We start from the raw sequence: 20,137 nt of genomic DNA, 5'->3' as shown, positions 1-20,137 counted from the left end.
GAGAAGTGGAAGCCTAGCGCCCAATGAAGAGCCATCCCGATGCCACCAGCCGTACGGTGGCCGAGATAGTGACGCAACTGCCCGTCCCCTCGCGGCTGGGCCTGATGCGTTTCGAGCGGCTCAATGAGGCCAGCTGGGCGATGCTCTTTCTCGACCCCGCCTGCGAACGCACATTCGGCCTCCCGGCCAGCGAACTCTGCGCCCTGATTGACGCCCCTTACGCCAGCCTGATGGAACCGGAAATCCGCTACCGGTTGCACGACGAGGTGCAACTTCAACTGGCCGCGCACCCGCATTACTCCATCCAGTACACCCTGCACACGCCCAAGGGCCCGCTGCTCCTGCAGGAAGTCGGCGAGCCTTTCCAGCAGCACGGGCGGCAGCTGCTGCGCGGCTACCTGCTGGTGGCCGGCGAGTCATCGGAACACCAGGAACGGCTGAAAAACCTCGATCTGGAGGCCCAGAACAGCCGGCTGCGCACCTCCCTGGAGCTCTACCAGCGTTCCCAGGACGACCATCTGCAGCACCTGGTGCGCTCCCGCGCCCAACAGAGCCTGATCGTCCGCCTGGCGCGACACCGTTACATGTCCAGCAACCCCGCCGAGGAAGCCGCACAGCTCATCACCCAGGCTGCCTGCGAAGCCTACGACGTAGCGCGCGCCGGCGTCTGGATGCTCGAAGGCACCCAATTGGTAGCGGTCAGCCTGTTCCGCCGCGACCAGGACCACCATGTACACCCGCGCGCCATGGAGATGAGCCAGTTCCCGCATTACCTCGATGCCCTGCACAGCGGCCGTGCCATTGACGCCCACAATGCCCAGAGCGACCCACGCACCAGCGAACTGGCCAAGGGTTACCTCAAGCCCCAGGGCATCAGCGCCATGCTCGACGCCAGCATCCGCATTGGTGGCGAAGTGGTCGGCGTGCTCTGCCTGGAACATACGGGCGCGCCACGCGTCTGGCAGACCGACGAGATCGCCTTCGCCGGCGAGCTGGCCGACCAGTTTGCCCAGGTGCTGGTGAACCAGCAGCGGCGCCACGCTACCAGCGCGCTGCACCTGTTCCAGCGCGCCGTCGAGCAAAGCGCCAGCGCCTTCATGCTGGTCGACCGCGACGGCCTGGTGGAGTACGTCAATCCCAGTTTCACCGCCATCACCCAGTACAGTGCCGATGAAGTGCACGGTCGCCGCCTGTCGGACCTGCCAGCCCTGGAAAACCTCAGTGAACTGCTGTTCGACACCGGCTCCGGCCTGGCGGCCTGCAACAGCTGGCAAGGCGAGTTCCGCAGCCGGCGCAAAAACCTCGAGCCCTACTGGGGCCAGCTGTCGATCTCAAAAGTATTTGGCGAGGACGGCGAGCTCACCCACTACATCGGCATCTACGAAGACGTCACCCAAAGCAAGCTGGCCCAGCAGCGCATCGAGAAACTGGCCTATACCGACAACCTCACCGGCCTCGGCAACCGTCCCTACTTCATCCGCACCCTCGAGGAGCGATTCCAAAGCGACCGCGATACTCCGCTCTGCCTGCTGCTGGTGGACATCGACAACTTCAAGCGGATCAACGACAGCCTCGGCCACCAGACGGGGGACAAGTTGCTGGTAAGCCTGGCCCGGCGCCTGCGCAATAGCCTGAGCCCCAACGGTATCCTGGCGCGCTTTGCCAGCAACGAGTTTGCCGTATTGCTGGACGGTGCCGACCTGGATAGCGGCCAACGCATCGCCGCCCAGGTCCTGCAAACCCTGGACAAGCCGTTGTTCGTCGACAACCAACTGATCAACGTCACGGGTTCCTTGGGGCTCGCCTGTGCGCCGCAGCACGGGCGCGACCCGCAGACCCTGATGAAGCACGCTGGCCTGGCACTGCACAAGGCCAAGGCCAACGGCAAGCACCAGCTGCAGCTGTTCACCGAGGCGCTGAATGCCGAGGCCAGCTACAAGCTATTCGTCGAGAACAACCTGCGCCGCGCCCTGGCACAGAACGAGCTGGAAGTCTTCTACCAACCCAAGCTCTGCCTGAAGACCGGCCAGTTGCTCGGCATGGAAGCGCTGCTGCGCTGGCACCACCCGGAAAAGGGCATGATCAGCCCGGATCAGTTCATCAGCGTGGCGGAAGAGACCGGCATGATCATCCCCATCGGCAAATGGGTGATTCGCGAAGCCTGCCGCATGAGCAAGCGCCTCAGCGCTGCCGGGCTGGGCGACCTGCAGGTGGCCATCAACCTGTCGCCCAAGCAGTTCAGCGACCCGGACCTGGTGGGCTCCATCGCTGCGATCCTCCATGAAGAGCAGCTACCGCCAAAGCATCTGGAGCTGGAGCTCACCGAAGGCCTGCTGCTGGAAGCCACCGAAGACACCCGGCACCAGCTCAACCATCTGAAAAACCTCGGCCTGACCCTGGCCATGGACGATTTCGGCACCGGTTACTCGTCGCTCAGCTACCTGAAGAAATTCCCCATCGACGTGATCAAGATCGATCGCAGCTTCATCAAGGACATCCCCGACAGCCAGGATGACAAGGAGATCACGTCTGCGGTGATCGCCATGGCTCACAAGCTCAAACTCAAGGTGGTCGCCGAAGGTATCGAGACGGCCGCCCAGCTCGGTTTCCTGCGCCGGCAGCACTGCGATGTGGGCCAGGGCTACCTGTTCGACAAACCGATCTCCGGCAAGCACCTGTTCGAGAACCTCGTCCGCTACCCCTGCCGCAAAGGCGTCTGAACAGTCGTTGAAAAACGACTGCACAATCGGGGTAACATCGGGATTCATTGCAATCCCGAGGAGACGGCTGATGGTCCTGCGTTCGCAAATACTCGCCCACAAACTCGAGCTGCCAAGCGCCGCCCAGGCCCTGCCCGGCCGCGAGACGCCCATGCCGGTGCCCGACAGCCACTACGTCAATGGTCGCCCGCTGCAAGGCCCCTTCCCCGCCGGCCTGCAAATGGTGCAATTCGGCCTGGGCTGTTTCTGGGGCGCTGAAAGGCGCTTTTGGCAACAGCCGGGGGTCTGGACCACGGCTGTTGGCTACGCGGGCGGCTTCACCCCGAACCCCACCTATGACGAAGTCTGCTCCGGCCTGACCGGGCACACCGAAGTGGTGCTGGTGGTGTTCGATCCGCGGGAAACCAGCTTCAACGAGCTGTTGAAGGCGTTCTGGGAAGCCCACAACCCGACCCAGGGCATGCGCCAGGGCAATGACGTTGGCACCCAGTACCGCTCCGCCATCTTCTGCTATGACGAAGCCCAACTGGCCGCCGCCCGTGCGAGCCAGGAGCGCTTCCAGGCCGAGCTGGAGAATTCCGGATTCGGCGCCATCACCACCGAAGTCCGAGAGGCGCCAGCCTTCTATTACGCCGAGGCCTATCACCAGCAGTACCTGGCGAAGAATCCTGGCGGCTACTGCGGCCTGGGCGGAACCGGGGTCTGCCTGCCCGCCTGAAGTCGGGCAGGCGGGGTGGTTATTGAAGAGTTAGACTCAAGTGGCCAATCGCCACCCAGCCTCCGGTATGTCGCCCCAAATTCACTACATCCATCCCGACCAGCTCTGCATAGGCCTCTACATCCAGCTGGAGCTGGGCTGGCTGGAGCACGACTTCACCTTCAGCAACTTCAAGATCAAGGATGAAGGGCAGGTTCGCGCCCTGCAGGCGCTGGGCCTGCAGCGGCTGCGCTACGACCCCGCGCGCAGCGACTGCGAGCCCCTGCCCCTTGAAACGTCCGAAGTGCCGGCACCAGCCCCGCCGCAGGAAGACCCGGAGACTCGGGCGCGCCAGGCTCGAACCGAGAAGCTCCGCGAACTGCGGCAGCGGGTAGCCGAGGTGGACCGCCGGTTCCTTCAGGCCAGCCAGCAGGTCAAGAACCTCAACCAGATCCTGCGCAGCCGTCCGGAAGAAGCGATCCAGCATGCCGGTGCCATTGTCGGCGGGCTGGTGGAAACCCTGCTGGGAGAACCCGGTGTCGTGCTGCACAGCATTACCGGCAAGGGGGCCGAGGACAGCTATTACCACGCCCTGAATGTCACCGTGCTGGCGCTGCTGCTGGGCCGCCAACTCGGCCTTGATAGCGAGGCCTGCCACAGCCTGGGTCTCGGCGCCCTGCTGCATGACATCGGCAAGATGGAAGTCCCGAGCAAGGTACTGCTCAAGCCCGAGCCCCTGACCCGCGCCGAGCAACAGTTCCTGCAACTGCACACCGAATTCGGCCTGCGCATGGGCCAACGCCTGATGCTGGACGACGAAGTGCTACGCATCATCCACGAGCACCACGAGCATTGCGACGGCAGCGGCTATCCCCGCGGCCTGCGGGAGGCGGGCATCGGTCGGCTGAGCAAGCTGGTGGCCATCACCAACCAGTTCGACAACCTGTGCAACCCGCTCGACCCGCGAAACGCCCTCAGCCCCCATGAGGCCCTGGCGCTGATGTTCAAGCAGCAGCGTTCGCGCTTTGACGAGGTGGCCCTGAAGGCATTCATACGTGCCATGGGCGTCTACCCGCCCGGCAGCCTGGTGCAACTGGATGACGAGCGCTACGCCCTGGTACTGGGCATGAACCCGGGCCAGCCGCTGCGACCGACCCTGATCGTCCACGCCCCGGACGTGCCCAAACAGGAGGCGCTGATCCTCGACCTGGAACAGGAATCGCACCTGTCCATCGCCCGCAGCCTGCGGCCGGCGCAGTTACCGCTGGAGGTGCTGGAATACCTTAACCCGCGGCAACAACTGACCTACTACGTGGAACCTCGCCCCGGACGAAGCTGATCACTCAGCGATCAGCCAGTCCAGTTGCCAGCCACCCTTGCTTTGCGCCAGGCGCTCGGCGAGCCAGGGCAGGACCTGGCGCAGTTCGTCCTCGATGCCCCACGGCGGGTTGGCGATGACCAGGCCTGAACCGTTCAGCCCGGAATCCGCAGTGTCAGCCGCATGCACCCGCAGCTCTGCACGCAGCAGTTTGGGCGCGCCACTGGCCTGCAGCCCCTGGTAGAAGCGCTTGAGCTGGCGCTGGTCCTTGATCGGGTACCAGATGGCGACCACCGTCTGGCGCATGCGGCCGATGGCTTCCTTCAGGGCGGTGACACAGCGCTCCAGTTCGTCCGCCTTTTCGAAGGGCGGGTCGATGAGCATCAGCGCGCGCTTTTCCGCCACGGGCAGCAGCGCCCGCGCCAGGTGCCACCCTTCACCCAGGTGCACGGCGACTCGGCGGTCGCCGGCCATGTTGTCCCGCAACAGCTGGCCGTCTTCCGGATGCTTCTCGTTCAGTTGCAGGCGGTCCTGGGGGCGCGTCAGGCGCCGCGCCAATTCCGGTGAGCCGGGGTAATAACGCAGGCTGCCATCCGGGTTCAGTTCATGGATCACCTGCAGGTAGTCGGCCATCGGCGCCGGCAGGTCGGGCAGGTCCCAGAGGCGACCGATGCCCTCGCGCCATTCATCGGTGCGACTGGCCTGGTCCCCCAGCAAGTCATAGAGACCGACACCGGCATGGCTGTCGAGGTAGGCGAAGGGTGCCTCCTTGCGCGACAGCAGGGCAATCAGGCGGGCCAGGGTGAAGTGTTTGAGTACGTCGGCGTGGTTGCCGGCGTGGAAGGCATGGCGGTAGTTCATGGAGAGTCCTCGCGAGGCGCGCATTCTATCAGCCAGTGGCTCACCACGGCTTCACCCCCTTTATCACGCTCATGGATGTTGCTAGGCGCCCTTCATTCACCGATCTAGACTCAGGCGATCCCACCGGAGAGCCACCATGTCCGAGACCCTGCTCAGTTCCCGTAACCTGGCTTTCGAACTCTACGAAGTGCTGGACGCCGAAGCCCTGACCCAGCGCGAGCGATTCGCCGACCACAACCGCGAAACCTTTGATGCCGCCCTGGGCACTGCCCGCAGCATCGCCGAGAAGTTCTTCGCTCCGCACAACCGCAAGGGCGACGAACAGGAGCCGGAGTACGTCAATGGCGCCGCCACCCTGATCCCGGAAGTGAAGCCGGCGGTCGACGCCTTCCTCGAAGCCGGATTCCTCAACGCCACCCGCAGCTTCGAACAAGGCGGCATGCAGTTGCCGACCTTGCTGTCCCAGGCCTGCTTCGCGCACTTCCAGGCGGCCAACGTCGGCAGCTCGGCGTACCCGTTCCTGACCATGGGCGCGGCCAACCTGATCGAGAGCTTCGGCAGCGACGAGCAGAAACAGCGGTTCCTGCAACCGATGATCGACGGCCGCTTCTTCGGCACCATGGCCCTGACCGAACCCCATGCCGGCTCGTCCCTCTCGGACATCCGTACCCGAGCCGAACCGGCTGCCGATGGCACCTACCGCATCAAGGGCAACAAGATCTTCATCTCCGGTGGCGACCACCCGCTGGCGGACAACATCGTGCACATGGTCCTGGCCAAGCTGCCGGACGCCCCGCCCGGGGTGAAGGGTATCTCCCTGTTCATCGTGCCCAAGTTCCTGGTCAACGACGACGGCTCCCTCGGCAAGCGCAACGACGTGATCCTGGCCGGCCTGTTCCACAAGATGGGCTACCGCGGCACCACGTCTACCGCGCTTAACTTCGGTGATAACGGTGAATGCGTCGGCTATCTGGTGGGCAAGCCCCACGCCGGGCTGTCCTACATGTTCCAGATGATGAACGAGGCACGCATCGGCGTTGGGATGGGCGCGGTGATGCTCGGCTACGCCGGCTACCTCTATTCCCTCGAATACGCCCGCGAGCGCCCGCAGGGTCGTCTACCAGACGGCAAGGACCCAACCTCGCCCCAGGTCTCGATCATCCAGCACGCCGACGTGCGCCGCATGCTGCTGACCCAGAAAGCCTATGTGGAAGGCGCCTTCGACCTCGGCCTGTACTCGGCGCGCCTGTTCGACGACACCCAGACGCTGGCCACCGAGGAAGAGCGCCAGCAGGCCCACGAGCTGCTCGACCTACTCACCCCGATCGTCAAATCCTGGCCTTCGGAGTTCTGCCTCAAGGCCAACGAGCTGGCGATCCAGATACTCGGCGGCCATGGTTACACCCGCGAATACCCGGTGGAGCAGTACTACCGCGACAACCGCTTGAACCCGATCCATGAAGGCACCCACGGTATCCAGTCCCTCGACCTGCTGGGTCGCAAGCTGGCGCAGAACAAGGGGGCCGGCCTCAAGCAACTGACCCGGCTGATCCAGGGTTGCTGCGAGCGCGCCGCCGAATACGAGTCGCTGACCGCCCTGCGCCAACCGCTGGAGCACCTGCTGGCACGCCTCTCCAATGTCACCCTGGCGCTGCTCGGCGACCTGATGCAGGGCAAGGTCAACCAGGCCCTGGCCAATTCGGCGCTGTACCTGAAGGTGTTCGGCCATACGGTGATCGGCTGGCGCTGGCTGGAACAGGCCATCCGCGCCGAACAGGGACTGGCCCGTGGCAATACGGCAGACGCCGACTTCTACCAGGGCAAGCTGCAGGCCGCACGTTACTTCCTCACCTGGGAAGTGCCCGGCTGCCACCACGAGCTGACACTACTCGAAGCCCGCGACGACACCTGCCTGGCAATGCAAGACAACTGGTTCTGACCCTTTTTCAGGGTATTTCACGCCCCGCGCACATGCGGGGCTTTTTTATGCCCGCTCGCTGAGACTGGCCACGCCCGGGGAACCGCCGTTCCAGCCGCTGGCAAGAACCCTGCATGAAATCTTGCAGGGGCTTGCCACCGGCAGGTTAGAATTCCTCGGCATGCGCCCCCTGCATGCCCCATAGCCCCTCCCCCCATGCAAGGAGCCACCAGTGGATGCCACCACCGTCAATAGCCTGTTCCTGATCGGCGCGGTGCTGGTAGGCATGAGTATTCTGGTCAGCGCCTTCGGGTCACGCTTCGGCGTCCCCATCCTCGTCGTATTCCTCGTGGTCGGCATGCTCGCCGGCAGCGACGGCCCTGGCGGCATCGTCTTCAACAACTATTCCCAGGCCTACCTGGTGGGCAACCTGGCGCTGGCGATTATCTTGCTGGACGGCGGCATGCGAACCCGTGCCGCCACCTTCCGCGTGGCGCTCTGGCCCTCCTTGTCCCTGGCCACCATCGGGGTGCTGGTCACCGCAGGACTGACTGGTGTGGCCGCCGCCTGGCTATTCAACCTGAGCACCCTGGAAGGCCTGCTGATCGGCGCCATCGTCGGCTCCACCGACGCCGCAGCGGTGTTCAGCCTGTTGGGTGGACGCGGCCTCAACGAGCGCGTCAGCGCGACCCTGGAAATCGAGTCGGGCAGTAACGACCCGATGGCGGTGTTCCTCACCGTGACCCTGATCGAGATGCTCGCCAGCGGCCAGACCGGCTTCAGCTGGACCTTTGTCGTGCACATCATCCAACAGTTCGGCATCGGCACCCTGCTGGGCTTCGTCGGTGGCTGGCTGATGCTGCAACTGATCAATCGCCTGACCCTGGCGAACGGCCTCTACCCCCTGCTGGTAGTGGCCGGCGGCATCCTGGTGTTCGCCGTGACCAACGCCGTACAGGGCAGCGGCATCCTTGCCGTCTATCTCTTCGGCCTGTACCTCGGCAACCGGCCAATCCGCTCCCGCCACGGAATACTGCACATGCTCGACGGCCTCACCTGGCTGGCGCAGATCGGCATGTTCCTGGTGCTCGGCCTGCTGGTCACGCCACACGAAATGTTCCCGATTCTGCTACCGGCCCTGGGCCTGGCGCTGTGGATGATCATCTTTGCCCGTCCGCTGTCGGTGTTCCTCGGCCTGCTGCCCTTCCGCGCGTTCCACGACCGCGAAAAGGCCTTCATTGCCTGGGTTGGCCTACGCGGCGCGGTGCCAATCATTCTCGCCGTGTTCCCGCTGATGGCCGGGCTGCCCAATGCCCAGCTGTTCTTCAACGTGGCGTTCTTCATCGTGCTGGTGTCCCTGGTTCTACAAGGCACCAGCCTGCCCTGGGCCGCCAAGCTGCTGCGAGTCACGGTACCGCCCGAGCCCGCGCCGATCTCCCGCGCGGGCCTGGAAGTACACCCCACTAGCGAGTGGGAGCTGTTCGTCTACCGACTGGGGGCCGAGAAGTGGTGCATCGGCGCCGCCCTGCGCGAGCTGAAAATGCCCGAAGGCACCCGTATCGCCGCCCTGTTCCGCGGCAAGGAGCTGCTGCACCCATCGGGCAGTACCACCCTGGAAGCTGGCGACATCCTCTGTGTCGTCGGCCACGAGCATGACCTCTCTGCCCTCGGCAAACTGTTCAGCCAGGCGCCTCAGCGCGGGTTGGACCTGCGCTTCTTCGGCGACTTTGTCCTGGAAGGCGATGCCCAGCTGTCTGCGGTGGCCGCGCTCTATGGCCTCAAGCTCGGCGAGCTGGATGGCCACCAGGCCCTGGGCCGTTTCATTGCCCACGAAATCGGCGGCGAGCCGGTGGTCGGAGACCAGGTGGAATGGAACGGCCTGACCTGGACCGTTGCGCTGATGGAAGGGAACAAGGTACGCAAAGTGGGCGTCAAATTCCCCGAAGGGCAGGGTCGTCCGGGGCTGTTCCTCTAGAGGACGCGTCTAGGACGGCTCTCCCGAGTCGTCAGGCCCCCGCCATGGAAACCCGGGGTTCGCCTATGCGCGAACCCGGATCACTACCGCTCGTGCCAGACAGTCCCGCAAAGGCCGTCGTGGCATATCATTAGCCGCATTTGAACCCGAGTTACCCGATCGCGATGATTGCCTCCTTGCGCACCTTTCTTGCTGCCACCCTGCTGGGCCTCTGCCTGACTCCGGCCTACCTGCAAGCTGCCCCCACCGTCGGCGCTGCCTTGCCCAAACCGACTGCCGCGCCAACCGAGAGCAAGTCCGCCGAAGGCGAGGCCCAGGACAAGCCCTCGCTCGAGGAACAGACTCAGACCTTCGTGGCCAGCCAGCAGGAAAGCCAGCAAGCCCTGACAGCGCTCAAACGACAGCTGAGCGATGCCCCCCGTCTGATCAATGAAGCACAGCGCGAACTGACGCGGCTGAAGAACAGCCCGCCAATCGCGGTGAAAGAGCGCTATGGCAAATCCGAACTCGCACAACTGGAAAAGCTGCTGGATGAGCGCAGCAGCGAACTGGCCGAGCGGCAGAAGTCACTGGCCGACGCCAACAGCCTGATCATCACCTCCCAGACCCGCCCGGAGCGGGCCCAGGCCGAGATCAGTACCAACCAGACGCGTATCCAGCAGATCAACAACAATCTCAAGACCGGCAAGGAAAACGGCAAGACCATCAGCGACAATCAGCGCAACCTGCTCAGCGCCGAGCAGGCCGCCCTCGCTGCCCAGACCGAATTGCGCCGCGAAGAGCTGGCGGGCAACAGCCTGCTGCAGGACCTCGGCAACAGCCAGCGCGACCTGCTCATGGAGCGCATCCGCCGCCTTGAGCAGGAAACCCAGGACCTGCAGTCGCTGATCAACGAGATGCGCCGGGAAAGCTCGGAGCAGACGGTGGCCGAACTCTCCCGCGACACTGACAAGGCGACGCCGGATAGCCTGCTCGCGAAAGAAAGCGCCATCAACCTGAAGATGTCCGACTACCTGCTGCGTGCCACCGACCGTCTCAACGAGCTGACCCAGCAGAACCTGCAGACCCGCCAGCAACTGGACAACCTCAGCCAGGCCGACCAGGCCCTGGAAGAGCAGATCAGCGTACTCAAGGGCAGCCTGCTGCTGGCCAAGATCCTCTACCAGCAGAAGCAGGCCCTGCCCCTCCTGCACCTGGACAAGAACCTGGCCGATGAGATCGCCGATATCCGTCTCTACCAGTTCGAGCTGAATCAGCAGCGCGACCAGTTGAGCAACCAGCAGGCCTATGTTGATGACCTGCTCGCCGAGCAGCCGCCCGAGCAAGTGACAGCGGATCTGCGTACGACCTTGATGAAACTGGTCTCCACCCGCGCCGAGCTGCTCGATCGCCTGAGTCGTGAGCTCAACACCCTGCTCAACGAATCCATCACCCTGCAGCTCAACCAGAAGCAATTGCAGGAGACCTCCCAGGCCTTGCGCAACACCCTCGACGAGCAGATGTTCTGGATTCCGAGCAACAAGCCACTGGACCTCAACTGGCTGAAATCCACGCCGCACCTGTTGGAACGCCAGTTGGCAGAAATGCCCTGGGGTGCAGGGCTGCGCGAATTGGGCGAGGGCCTGGTGGACCGTCCCTGGCTGTTCCTGCCGTTGCTTCTGGTGATTGGCGGCCTGCTGTGGAAGCGTCGCTACCTGTACGCCAAGCTCCACGAGATCAACCAGGACGTCGGCCACTTCAAGCGTGACAGCCAACTGCACACGCCAATGGCGCTGTTCCTCACCGTGATGCTCGCCCTGCCGGTCAGCCTGTTCCTGGTCCTCTGCGGTTTCGCCCTGCAGATCGACGCCCGCGGCCAAAACGCCACCCTGGGCGCCGCCTTTATGGAGATGGCCCAGGCCTGGATGGTGTTCTATACCCTCTACCGCATCCTTGCACCGGGCGGCATCGCCGAACTGCACTTCCACTGGGACCGCCCTCGGGTCGCCTTCCTGCGCAGCCAGATCCGTCGCCTGGGTGGCGTGGTCATGGCGCTGGTAGCCATCGTCACCGTCGCCGAGCACCAACCCGCTGCGCTGGCAGACGACATCATCGGCGTCATCGTAGTGCTCAGTTGCTATGCCTTGATGACCCTGGTGCTGAGCAACCTGTTGCTGGCCGAACCCATGCGCGAGCAGACATCACCTGTCCGCCTGCTGATCGGCGTCGCCTTCACGCTGGTTCCGCTGGTCTTCATCGTCGCGGTGGGCTTCGGTTACTACTACACCTCGCTCAAACTCACCGATCGGCTGATTACCTCTCTTTACCTGGTGATCGTCCTGTTGCTGGTCGAGGCAGCCTTCGTCCGCGGCCTCTCTGTGGCGGCGCGGCGCCTCGCCTACCAGCGGGTGCTCGCCAAGCGCCAGGCGCAGACCAAGGAGAATGCAGAGGGCGAAGAGGTCGTGGTGGAAGAGCCGACCCTCGACATCGAAAAGGTCAACCAGCAGTCGCTGCGCCTGATCCGCCTGGCGCTGCTGGGCGTGTTCATCGCCTGCCTGTACCTGGTCTGGGCCGACCTGATCAGCGTGTTCGCCTACCTCGACCAGATCACCCTCTACCAGTACTCCACCGGCACCGGCAATGCCGCCACGCAGGTGCCCATCAGCCTGTTGGACGTGCTCGGTGCATTGATCATCGCCGGCATTACCATGGCGCTCGCGCGCAACCTGCCAGGCCTGCTGGAGGTCCTGGTGCTATCCCGGCTGAAGCTGGCCCAGGGCAGCGCCTACGCCACGACCACCCTGCTGTCCTATGCCATTGCTGGCATTGGCTTTGTCACGGCGCTGTCCACCCTCGGCGTCAGCTGGGACAAGCTGCAATGGCTGGTGGCCGCCCTCTCGGTGGGTATCGGCTTCGGTATGCAGGCGATCTTCGCCAACTTCATCTCCGGCCTGATCCTGCTGTTCGAGCGCCCCGTGCGCATCGGCGACCTGGTCACCATCGGCACTGTCACCGGCACGGTGAACCGTATCCACATTCGCGCCACCCACATCACCGACAGCGACCGTAAGGAAGTGATCGTCCCAAACCAGACCTTCCTTACCAGCCAGCTGATCAACTGGACCTTGACCGACACCGTCACCCGCATCGTGCTGGAGTACAGCGTCAACCGCAGCAGCGATCTCGACCTCGAGATGGTGCGCAAGCTGCTGCTGCAAGCCACTCAGGAGAACCCGCGCGTACTCCGCGACCCTGCACCCACCGTGCAGCTGAAAACCTATGGCCCTGCCACGTTAGATCACGAACTGAAGATCTATGTGCGCGAGCTCAGCGACAGAGGCCTGGCCACGGACGAACTGAACCGTCGCATCGACCAGCTGTTCAAAGAGCACGACATCAATACCTCCAGTACGCCGAAGATGGACGTCACCCTCACCCGCAGGATCGACAAACATGGCGATACCGAAGCCGAAGGCATACCGATCAAGGACAAGGCACCGGTCCCGGAAGCCAGATGAGTCCACTTCCAGCGCCGACGGCGGCATGACAAGCTGAGCCCATGAAAAGACTCGACGACCTGCAGTTCGACAACCGTTTCGCCCGCCTGGGGGATGCCTTCTCCACCGAGGTGCTGCCCGAGCCCATCGCGGAGCCGCGCCTGGTGGTGGCCAGTCCGGCGGCCATGGCCCTGCTCGACCTGGACCCGGCTGAAGCCGACACCCAGGTGTTCGCCGAGCTGTTCTCCGGGCACAAGCTCTGGTCCGAGGCAGAGCCACGCGCAATGGTCTATTCCGGGCACCAGTTCGGAGCCTACAACCCGCGCCTGGGTGACGGCCGCGGACTGCTGCTGGGCGAGGTGCTCAACGATGCCGGCGAGCATTGGGACCTTCACCTCAAGGGCGCGGGCCAGACGCCCTACTCGCGCATGGGCGATGGCCGCGCGGTGCTGCGCAGCTCGATACGCGAATTCCTCGCCAGTGAATACCTGCACGCCCTGGGCATTCCCACCAGCCGCGCACTGTGTGTGACCGGTTCCTCGACCCCGGTGTACCGGGAAACGCGCGAAACCGGCGCCATGCTGCTGCGTCTGTCGCCGAGCCACGTACGCTTCGGTCACTTCGAGTACTTCTATTACACGCGCCAGCACGAGCAGCTCGAAACCCTGGGGCGACACGTCATGGAATGCCATTTCCCCCAATGCCTGGAGCAGGAGCAACCCTGGGCCGCGTTCTTCCGCGAAGTGCTGGAACGCAATGCCGAACTCATCGCCCTCTGGCAGGCCTACGGCTTCTGCCACGGCGTGATGAACACCGACAACATGTCGATCCTCGGCATCACCTTCGACTACGGCCCCTACGCCTTCCTCGACGACTTCGATGCCAACCACATCTGCAACCACTCCGACGACACCGGCCGCTACAGCTTCAGCAACCAGGTGCCTATCGCCCACTGGAACCTCGCGGCCCTGGCGCAGGCGCTGACGCCCTTCGTCGACGTGGAACAGCTGCGAGAGACCCTCAACCTGTTCCTGCCGCTCTACCAGGCCCATTACCTGGACCTGATGCGTCGCCGTATGGGCTTCACCTCAGCTGACGAGCAAGACGAGGCGCGAGTGCAGCGCCTGCTGCAACTCATGCAAGGCAGTGCCGTGGACTACAACCAGTTTTTCCGCCGTCTGGGCGAGGAGAGCCCGGAGCAGGCACTGCGCAAGCTGCGGGAAGACTTCGTCGACCTGGCAGGCTTCGATACCTGGGCCGCCGACTACCAGGCCCGCGCGGCGCTGGAAGGCGACGACCAGCAAGCACGCCGTACCCGAATGCACGCGGTGAACCCCAGGTACGTCCTGCGCAACTACCTCGCCCAGCGCGCCATCGAGGCGGCCCAGCAGGGTGACTATGCCGAGGTGCGCCAACTGCACGCGGTACTTTCCCGCCCGTTCGACGAACAACCTGGCATGGAACGTTTTGCCGAGCGCCCGCCGGAATGGGGCAAGCATTTGGAGATCAGTTGCTCGTCCTGAGCCGCGATCCCTGTAAGAGCTAGCTTGCTAGCGAACGACTTTTTTCGCCAGCAAGCTGGCTCCTACAAATCAGGGCTAGCGGCCCAACATCCAGTCCAAGCCCATCGCCACATGCCGCTCGGCGCTGTCCACCAGCGGCAGCGGCGAGGCGCAGCCGTCCAGCAACAGACCAATTTCTGTACAACCGAGGATGGCCGCCTGCGCACCCCGCGCCTTCAACTGCGCCAGCTGGTCGAGATAGAAGGTTCGGGCAGCAGGCAGGAACTGCCCCACGCAGAGTTCCTGGAAGATCACCCGGTCGATCTCCGCCATTGCCTCCGCGTCGGGCACCAGCACCTGAATGCCGAAGCTCCGGTCCAGGCGTTCGCGGTAAAAGTCTTCTTGCATGGTGAAGCGGGTGCCAAGCAGGGCCGCACGCTCGACGCCGCCCGCACGCAGCGCCCCGCCAACGGCATCGCCAATGTGCAACAGCGGAATATCCACGGCCTGCTCGATGGCCGCAGCGACCTTGTGCATGGTGTTGGTGGCCAACAACAGCGCCGTCGCACCAGCACCCTCCAGCCCACGCGCGGCTTGCGCCAACACCCCACCGGCAGCCTCCCATTCACCGGCCTTCTGCTGCGCGGCGATCTGCGCGAAGTCCACCGAGTGCAGCAGCAGAGGCGCCGAATGCAGCCCGCCCAGACGGTCGCGCACGCCTCGGTTGAGCAGTTGGTAATAGGTAACGGTGGATTCCCAGCTCATCCCACCCAGAACGCCCAGCATCCTCATCACTGCCACCTCTTGAATGGAAAGACCCAGCCTAGCTGATGCCCCCGGCGCTGCAGGCATACAGCTGCATGGCAAGGCAGGAATACAGCCTTCCGCTGATAACCAAATGACATATAAACCTATTGAAATTGTCTTAGACTCTCTAAAAAAACCCCACTAAATTGGCGGCCTTGCGCGGGTGCCTTACAGGCGCGCCCGATACCTCATACGAGATTCGCACGCCCTCTAAGGAACTCCATGCCCTCTTGGGACGCTTTCCCTCTGCTATTCGTGTCTGCGCTCCTGGTCTGGGTGCTCTATGCGTTCGTCCGCGAAAAGTGGACCCCGGACGTGGTTGTGGCCATCGCCGTCGCCGCCCTGCTGGCCGCTCAGCAACTCACGCCCCACGACGTGCTCGGCGTGCTTTCCAACTCCGCCCCCGTAACCATCGCCTGCATGTTCGTGCTCTCGGCAGCGCTGGAGCGCACAGGTTGCATCGATGCCCTTGGCAACTGGCTCGGTGACCTGGTGGGCGACAGCCCCACCCGCGTGCTCGCAGGCCTGATGATCACGGCCCTGGTGGTGTCTGCCTTCCTCAACAACACCCCGGTGGTAGCCATCCTCACCCCGGTAGCCATCGCCCTGGCCAAACGTGCCAGCAGCTCGCCTTCGAAACTGTTGATCCCGCTGTCCTATGCCACGGTGCTGGGCGGCATGCTGACCATGATCGGCACCTCCACCAACATCCTGGTGGACGGCGTGGCGCGCAAGGCCGGCCTCGAGCCGTTCGGCATGTTCGAGATCACCCCGGCGGCCCTGGCCTTCTGCGCCGTCGGTTTCGTCTACCTGATGCTGTTCAGCCGCCGCCTGCTGCCGGACCGCGAAACCCTCTCCAAGCAACTGCGCCCGGACCTGGGCCGAACCTTCATGAGTGAGTTGCTGGTGCCCCACGATTCACCGGTGATCGGCCGCACCATCGGCGAGGCCAACCTCAACGGCGGCAGTGGCCTGAAGGTGCTGAAAATCTTCCGCGACGAGCTGGAAATCACCGAGCCGGGCCATGACACGGCACTGGCGGCCGGCGACCTGCTGGTCCTGCACGGCCAGGTCAAGGACGTGGTCGACCTGCGGGAGAGCAACAAGCTCACCTTCAACCGCGGCGAGGCCTTCGAGACCGTCAGCAGCCATGATGTGATCGTGGCCGAGGCCATCGTCGGGCGTAACTCGCGCTACAGCAACCGCCCCATGCGCGACCTCGACCTCACCGCGCGCTATGGCATCGCCGTGCTTGCCGTGCACCGCCAGGACGAGAACGTGCAGGGTAACCTGGACGACTTCCAGCTGCAGTTCGGCGACGTGATGCTGGTGGAAGGCACGCCTGCACAGATCAAGCGCTTCGCCGACAACGGCGACCTGATCAGCCTCAATGCCGTGCAGGAACGCGCCTACCGCCGCGACAAGGCGCCCATCGCAATACTTGCGACCCTGGCAGTGGTCGTCCTGTCCGCCTTCAGCTTCATGCCCATCGAGGGGCTGGCGATCATCGCTTGCGCCGTGGTCCTGGGCACCCGCTGCCTGGACGTAGATGACGCCTACAAGGCCGTGGACTGGAAAGTACTGAGCCTGATCTTCGGCATGCTCGCCATCAGCATCGCCATGGACAATGTGGGACTGATCGACCTCGTCGTGGCCAAGACCATGGCCGCGATCCCGAACGCCAGCCCGCTGCTGATGCTGGGCTTCGTCTACCTGCTGACCACCATCCTCACTGAGATCCTCTCCAACAACGCCGTGGCGGTCCTCGTCACCCCTATCGCCATCGGCATTGCCCAAAGCCTCGGACTGGACCCCCGGCCGTTCGTGGTCGCGGTGATGTTCGCCGCCAGCGTCAGCTTCGCCACTCCGATCGGCTACCAGACCAACACCTTCGTCTACAACGCCGGCGGCTACCGATTCAGCGACTTCATGCGCATTGGCATCCCGCTGAACATCCTCATGGTCGGGGTCGCCATGCTGGTGATCCCGCGCATCTGGCCGCTGCAGTAACCTTGAAATTCGCAGGCGCGGCTCCAGATCGGTATCACCGACTCTGGAGTCCCTCATGACCGATCCTTTGCTTGTTCCCTGCGCCCACTGCGCCAGCCTGAACCGCATTCCCGCCGCCCGCCTGGGCGACTCGCCGCGTTGCGGGCATTGCAAGGGCGCCGTGCTACCCACCGCCCCCTTCGACCTGAATGAGACCAGCTTCGCCAAGCAACTACGCGGCGACCTGCCGCTGCTGGTGGATGTCTGGGCCGACTGGTGCGGTCCCTGCAAGGCCTTCGCCCCCATTTACCAGCAGGCCGCCGGCCAGCTCCAGGGCCGTTGCCGGCTGGGCAAGCTGGACAGCGAGGCCAACCGCAACCTCGCCGGGCAACTGGGCATCCGCTCGATCCCCACGCTGATCCTGTTCAAGGATGGCCGCGAGGTCGCACGCCAGAGCGGTGCGCTGCCCCTGCCGCAACTGCTCGGCTGGCTCAGCGCCCAAGGCATCTGATCGCTTCGGTCAATCATGCTGGCCATCCCGGTCATTGCCCGGATGGCCACGGCCGCTAGTCTCTGGACATCGCCAAGCCGGAGTCCGCCATGTCCATGCCCATCGAACTGGTTCGCCAGCTGACCGAGGAACAGATCGCCTTCGTCAAACGCAGCGGCCTCAAGGCCGAGGTCCTGGAGCCCGGCCATGTGCGCCTGCGCATGCCCCTGGAAGGTAACCAGAACCACATCGGCACGCTCTACGCCGGGGCACTCTTCACCCTGGCCGAAGTACCCGGCGGCGCGCTCTTTCTCACCAGCTTCGACAGCCGCCGCTTCTACCCCATCATCAAGGAAATGAACCTGCGCTTCCGCCGCCCCGCCAAGGGGGACATTACGGTCGAAGCACGCATGGGCAGCGAGGAAATCACGCGCATCCAGCAAGAGGCCGAAACCAACGGCAAGGCCGACTACCTGCTGGAGCTGCAGTTACTGGACGCCGACGGCGAAGTGGTTGCGCAGAGCCGCGGGCTCTATCAGATGCGAGCCCATTGATCGGCCTTGCCCTGGATCAAAATGGCGGGTGACGAAAAGTCGCAGAGTGCGAGCCTCAGAGGAGGCCCCCACCATGTTCCAGCACATCCTTGTCGCCCATGACCTCAGCCACGAAGCAGACATCGCCCTGCGCCGTGCCATCCAGTTGGCCCGCCAGCACAATGCACGCCTGTCCCTGCTGCACGTTCTCGAGGACCACCTGCCCAATGCTGTCCAGGGCAACCTGCGGGATGCAGCCCAGCAGTACTTCACTGAACGCCTGGCACAGCTGGGCGCCGAGGACTGCCAGGTGCTACTGCGCAAGGGCCGTCCGGCACAGGAGATTCTCGAGGAAACAGGCGACAGCCAGGCAGACCTGCTCGTTATCGGCCGGCACCACCACAACGCACCCGAGCTCTTCATTGGCACCACGCTGGAGCGGGTCGCCCGCCACCTCACCACGCCACTGCTCCTGGTAGTCGGGGAGCGACCTGAACAGCCCTACCAACGTGCCGTCGCCGCCCTGGACTTCTCCCTCTGCGCCTGCGACGCCCTGCGCAAGGGCTGCGCCCTGCTACCTCGGGAGGCCCACCTGACCGCACTGAATGTGATGGAGCTGGGCAACAGGTTGCTGTCCAGAAGCGCCAGCTCGGGCGATTTCCTGGAAACCCAGAAAGTGCTACTGGGGAAGCTGCTGGAAGACGAACTCGCCGGCCTGGCCGAACGGGCCCCCACAGTGGAAGTGGAAGTGCTGCGTGGCTCGCTCCCCAAGGCACTGGACGACGGCATCGCCAGCCTGCGCCCACAACTGCTCGCCCTCGGCAGCCACGGCCGCAGCCTGATTGCGCAGGCCCTGCTTGGCAGCCTCGCCCTGCGCTACCTGCAAAACCCACCCGCCGACCTGTTGCTGGTCAAATAACGCATTCGCCCCGGCAAGCCGGGGCGAACAAGATGCTGTCCATTACCGAGCCATCAGCTTTCCAGCAGGTCGTGCAGCTCGACGAACTGTTGGGTCAGCTTATGGCTACGATCGAAGTAGATCAGCGGTTTGCAGGCCTGGTGCGACTCGCGCATCTTCACCGACATCATCAGGTTGACCGGCAGCACCGGCAGCCCCTCCTCCAATAGCTCATCCAGCAACTGCTGGGGCAAGGTCGCCCGCGGCTGGAACTGGTTGACCACAATGCCCTCCACTTCCAGGCCCTCGTTGTGGTCCTCTTTCAACTCCTCGATTTCTGCAAGCAACCCGTAGAGCGCATTGCGGGAGAAGCTGTCGCAGTCAAAGGGAATCAGGCAGCGATCGGCGGCGATCAACGCGGAAACCGTATAGAAGTTCAGGGCAGGAGGCGTATCCAGGTAGATCCGGTCGTAGTCTTCGGCCAAGTCGTCCAGCAACTTACGCAGCTTGTTGATCTTGTGCTTGGCCTCGAGCTTCGGCTGGAGATCGGCCAGCTCAGCCGTGGCGGTCACCACGTGGAGGTTGTCGTAGGGCGTTTCGTAGATATCCACCTTGCCCTTGCGGAAGGCGGTAGCCGAGAGCGTCTGCTTGAAGAAGTCAGCGATCCCCATGGGGATATCTTCACCGGTCAGGCCGGTGAGGTAGTGGGTAGAGTTGGCCTGGGCGTCGAGGTCGATCAACAGGGTGCGATACCCCTGCGAAGCACTCACCGCCGCCAGGTTACAGGCAATGCTGGACTTGCCGACACCGCCCTTCTGATTGAAAACCACGCGCCGCATCGCACACCTCACTGAGCCTGATAAGTGTCGGATTCTATGCAATGCCCATGACAAGGGCGAGGCCTCCGGCAAGATGCTTGCACCAAACAAGTGAAATCAAAAAGCCACTCGGAG

The 20,137-nt window shown here is 63.9% G+C and carries 14 protein-coding genes; 11 read left to right on the top strand and 3 right to left on the bottom strand.

Annotated features, from left to right (window positions below; genetic code table 11):
• Nucleotides 1–23: 23 nt before the first annotated feature.
• From G559_RS0123600 to G559_RS0123590, 3 genes are all read left to right on the top strand, one after another.
• Nucleotides 24–2,720, top strand: coding sequence for a putative bifunctional diguanylate cyclase/phosphodiesterase (locus G559_RS0123600; protein WP_028630590.1), 2,697 nt, complete (start codon nt 24–26; stop codon nt 2,718–2,720).
• Between the two features lie 70 nt (nt 2,721–2,790).
• Nucleotides 2,791–3,438 carry a peptide-methionine (S)-S-oxide reductase MsrA gene (gene msrA, locus G559_RS0123595; RefSeq protein ID WP_028630589.1) on the top strand — a complete coding sequence of 216 codons (648 nt, stop codon included), beginning with the start codon at nt 2,791–2,793 and terminating at the stop codon, nt 3,436–3,438.
• Nucleotides 3,439–3,505: 67 nt separating this feature from the next.
• Nucleotides 3,506–4,756, top strand: a complete 1,251-nt coding sequence (locus G559_RS0123590) for an HD-GYP domain-containing protein (RefSeq protein WP_028630588.1) — start codon at nt 3,506–3,508, stop codon at nt 4,754–4,756.
• Here G559_RS0123590 and G559_RS0123585 read toward each other — a convergent pair whose 3' ends face one another.
• Complete coding sequence (locus G559_RS0123585; protein WP_028630587.1) at nt 4,757–5,596, bottom strand: 23S rRNA (adenine(2030)-N(6))-methyltransferase RlmJ; 840 nt, start codon at nt 5,594–5,596, stop codon at nt 4,757–4,759.
• A gap of 136 nt (nt 5,597–5,732) precedes the next feature.
• Here G559_RS0123585 and G559_RS0123580 point away from each other — a divergent pair, with 136 nt between their 5' ends.
• The 4 genes from G559_RS0123580 to selO all read left to right on the top strand — a co-directional run bounded on the left by G559_RS0123580 (nt 5,733) and on the right by selO (nt 14,488).
• Entirely contained in the window at nt 5,733–7,535 is a 1,803-nt protein-coding gene (locus G559_RS0123580; protein WP_028630586.1) for an acyl-CoA dehydrogenase, read from the top strand.
• Nucleotides 7,536–7,746: 211 nt separating this feature from the next.
• The gene (locus G559_RS0123575) at nt 7,747–9,489 is read left to right on the top strand and encodes a potassium/proton antiporter (protein WP_028630585.1); all 1,743 of its coding nucleotides are present in this window, start codon (nt 7,747–7,749) and stop codon (nt 9,487–9,489) included.
• Between the two features lie 167 nt (nt 9,490–9,656).
• Complete coding sequence (gene mscK / locus G559_RS0123570; protein WP_036997864.1) at nt 9,657–12,986, top strand: mechanosensitive channel MscK; 3,330 nt, start codon at nt 9,657–9,659, stop codon at nt 12,984–12,986.
• 41 nt (nt 12,987–13,027) lie between these two features.
• Nucleotides 13,028–14,488, top strand: a complete 1,461-nt coding sequence (gene selO / locus G559_RS0123565; protein WP_028630583.1) for a protein adenylyltransferase SelO — start codon at nt 13,028–13,030, stop codon at nt 14,486–14,488.
• A gap of 75 nt (nt 14,489–14,563) precedes the next feature.
• Here the strand turns inward: selO and G559_RS0123560 are convergent, their stop codons facing one another.
• Nucleotides 14,564–15,259, bottom strand: coding sequence for an aspartate/glutamate racemase family protein (locus tag G559_RS0123560; RefSeq protein WP_028630582.1), 696 nt, complete (start codon nt 15,257–15,259; stop codon nt 14,564–14,566).
• A gap of 237 nt (nt 15,260–15,496) precedes the next feature.
• Between G559_RS0123560 and G559_RS0123555 the strand changes: the two genes are divergently transcribed.
• The 4 genes from G559_RS0123555 to G559_RS0123540 all read left to right on the top strand — a co-directional run bounded on the left by G559_RS0123555 (nt 15,497) and on the right by G559_RS0123540 (nt 19,205).
• Nucleotides 15,497–17,284, top strand: a complete 1,788-nt coding sequence (locus tag G559_RS0123555) for an SLC13 family permease (protein WP_028630581.1) — start codon at nt 15,497–15,499, stop codon at nt 17,282–17,284.
• 55 nt (nt 17,285–17,339) lie between these two features.
• The gene (gene trxC, locus G559_RS0123550) at nt 17,340–17,774 is read left to right on the top strand and encodes a thioredoxin TrxC (protein WP_028630580.1); all 435 of its coding nucleotides are present in this window, start codon (nt 17,340–17,342) and stop codon (nt 17,772–17,774) included.
• Between the two features lie 89 nt (nt 17,775–17,863).
• Nucleotides 17,864–18,307, top strand: coding sequence for a PaaI family thioesterase (locus G559_RS0123545; RefSeq protein WP_028630579.1), 444 nt, complete (start codon nt 17,864–17,866; stop codon nt 18,305–18,307).
• A gap of 73 nt (nt 18,308–18,380) precedes the next feature.
• Nucleotides 18,381–19,205, top strand: coding sequence for a universal stress protein (locus tag G559_RS0123540; RefSeq protein WP_028630578.1), 825 nt, complete (start codon nt 18,381–18,383; stop codon nt 19,203–19,205).
• A 53-nt stretch (nt 19,206–19,258) separates the two neighbouring features.
• On the opposite strand, the gene G559_RS0123535 is transcribed toward G559_RS0123540, so the two are convergent.
• Entirely contained in the window at nt 19,259–20,023 is a 765-nt protein-coding gene (locus G559_RS0123535; RefSeq protein ID WP_028630577.1) for a ParA family protein, read from the bottom strand.
• Between the last annotated feature and the right edge of the window lie 114 nt (nt 20,024–20,137).

The organism is Metapseudomonas resinovorans DSM 21078 (genome assembly GCF_000423545.1).
In the GTDB taxonomy this organism is placed as follows: Bacteria; Pseudomonadota; Gammaproteobacteria; order Pseudomonadales; family Pseudomonadaceae; genus Metapseudomonas; species Metapseudomonas resinovorans.
This window is presented reverse-complemented; position numbering and strand designations above follow the sequence as displayed.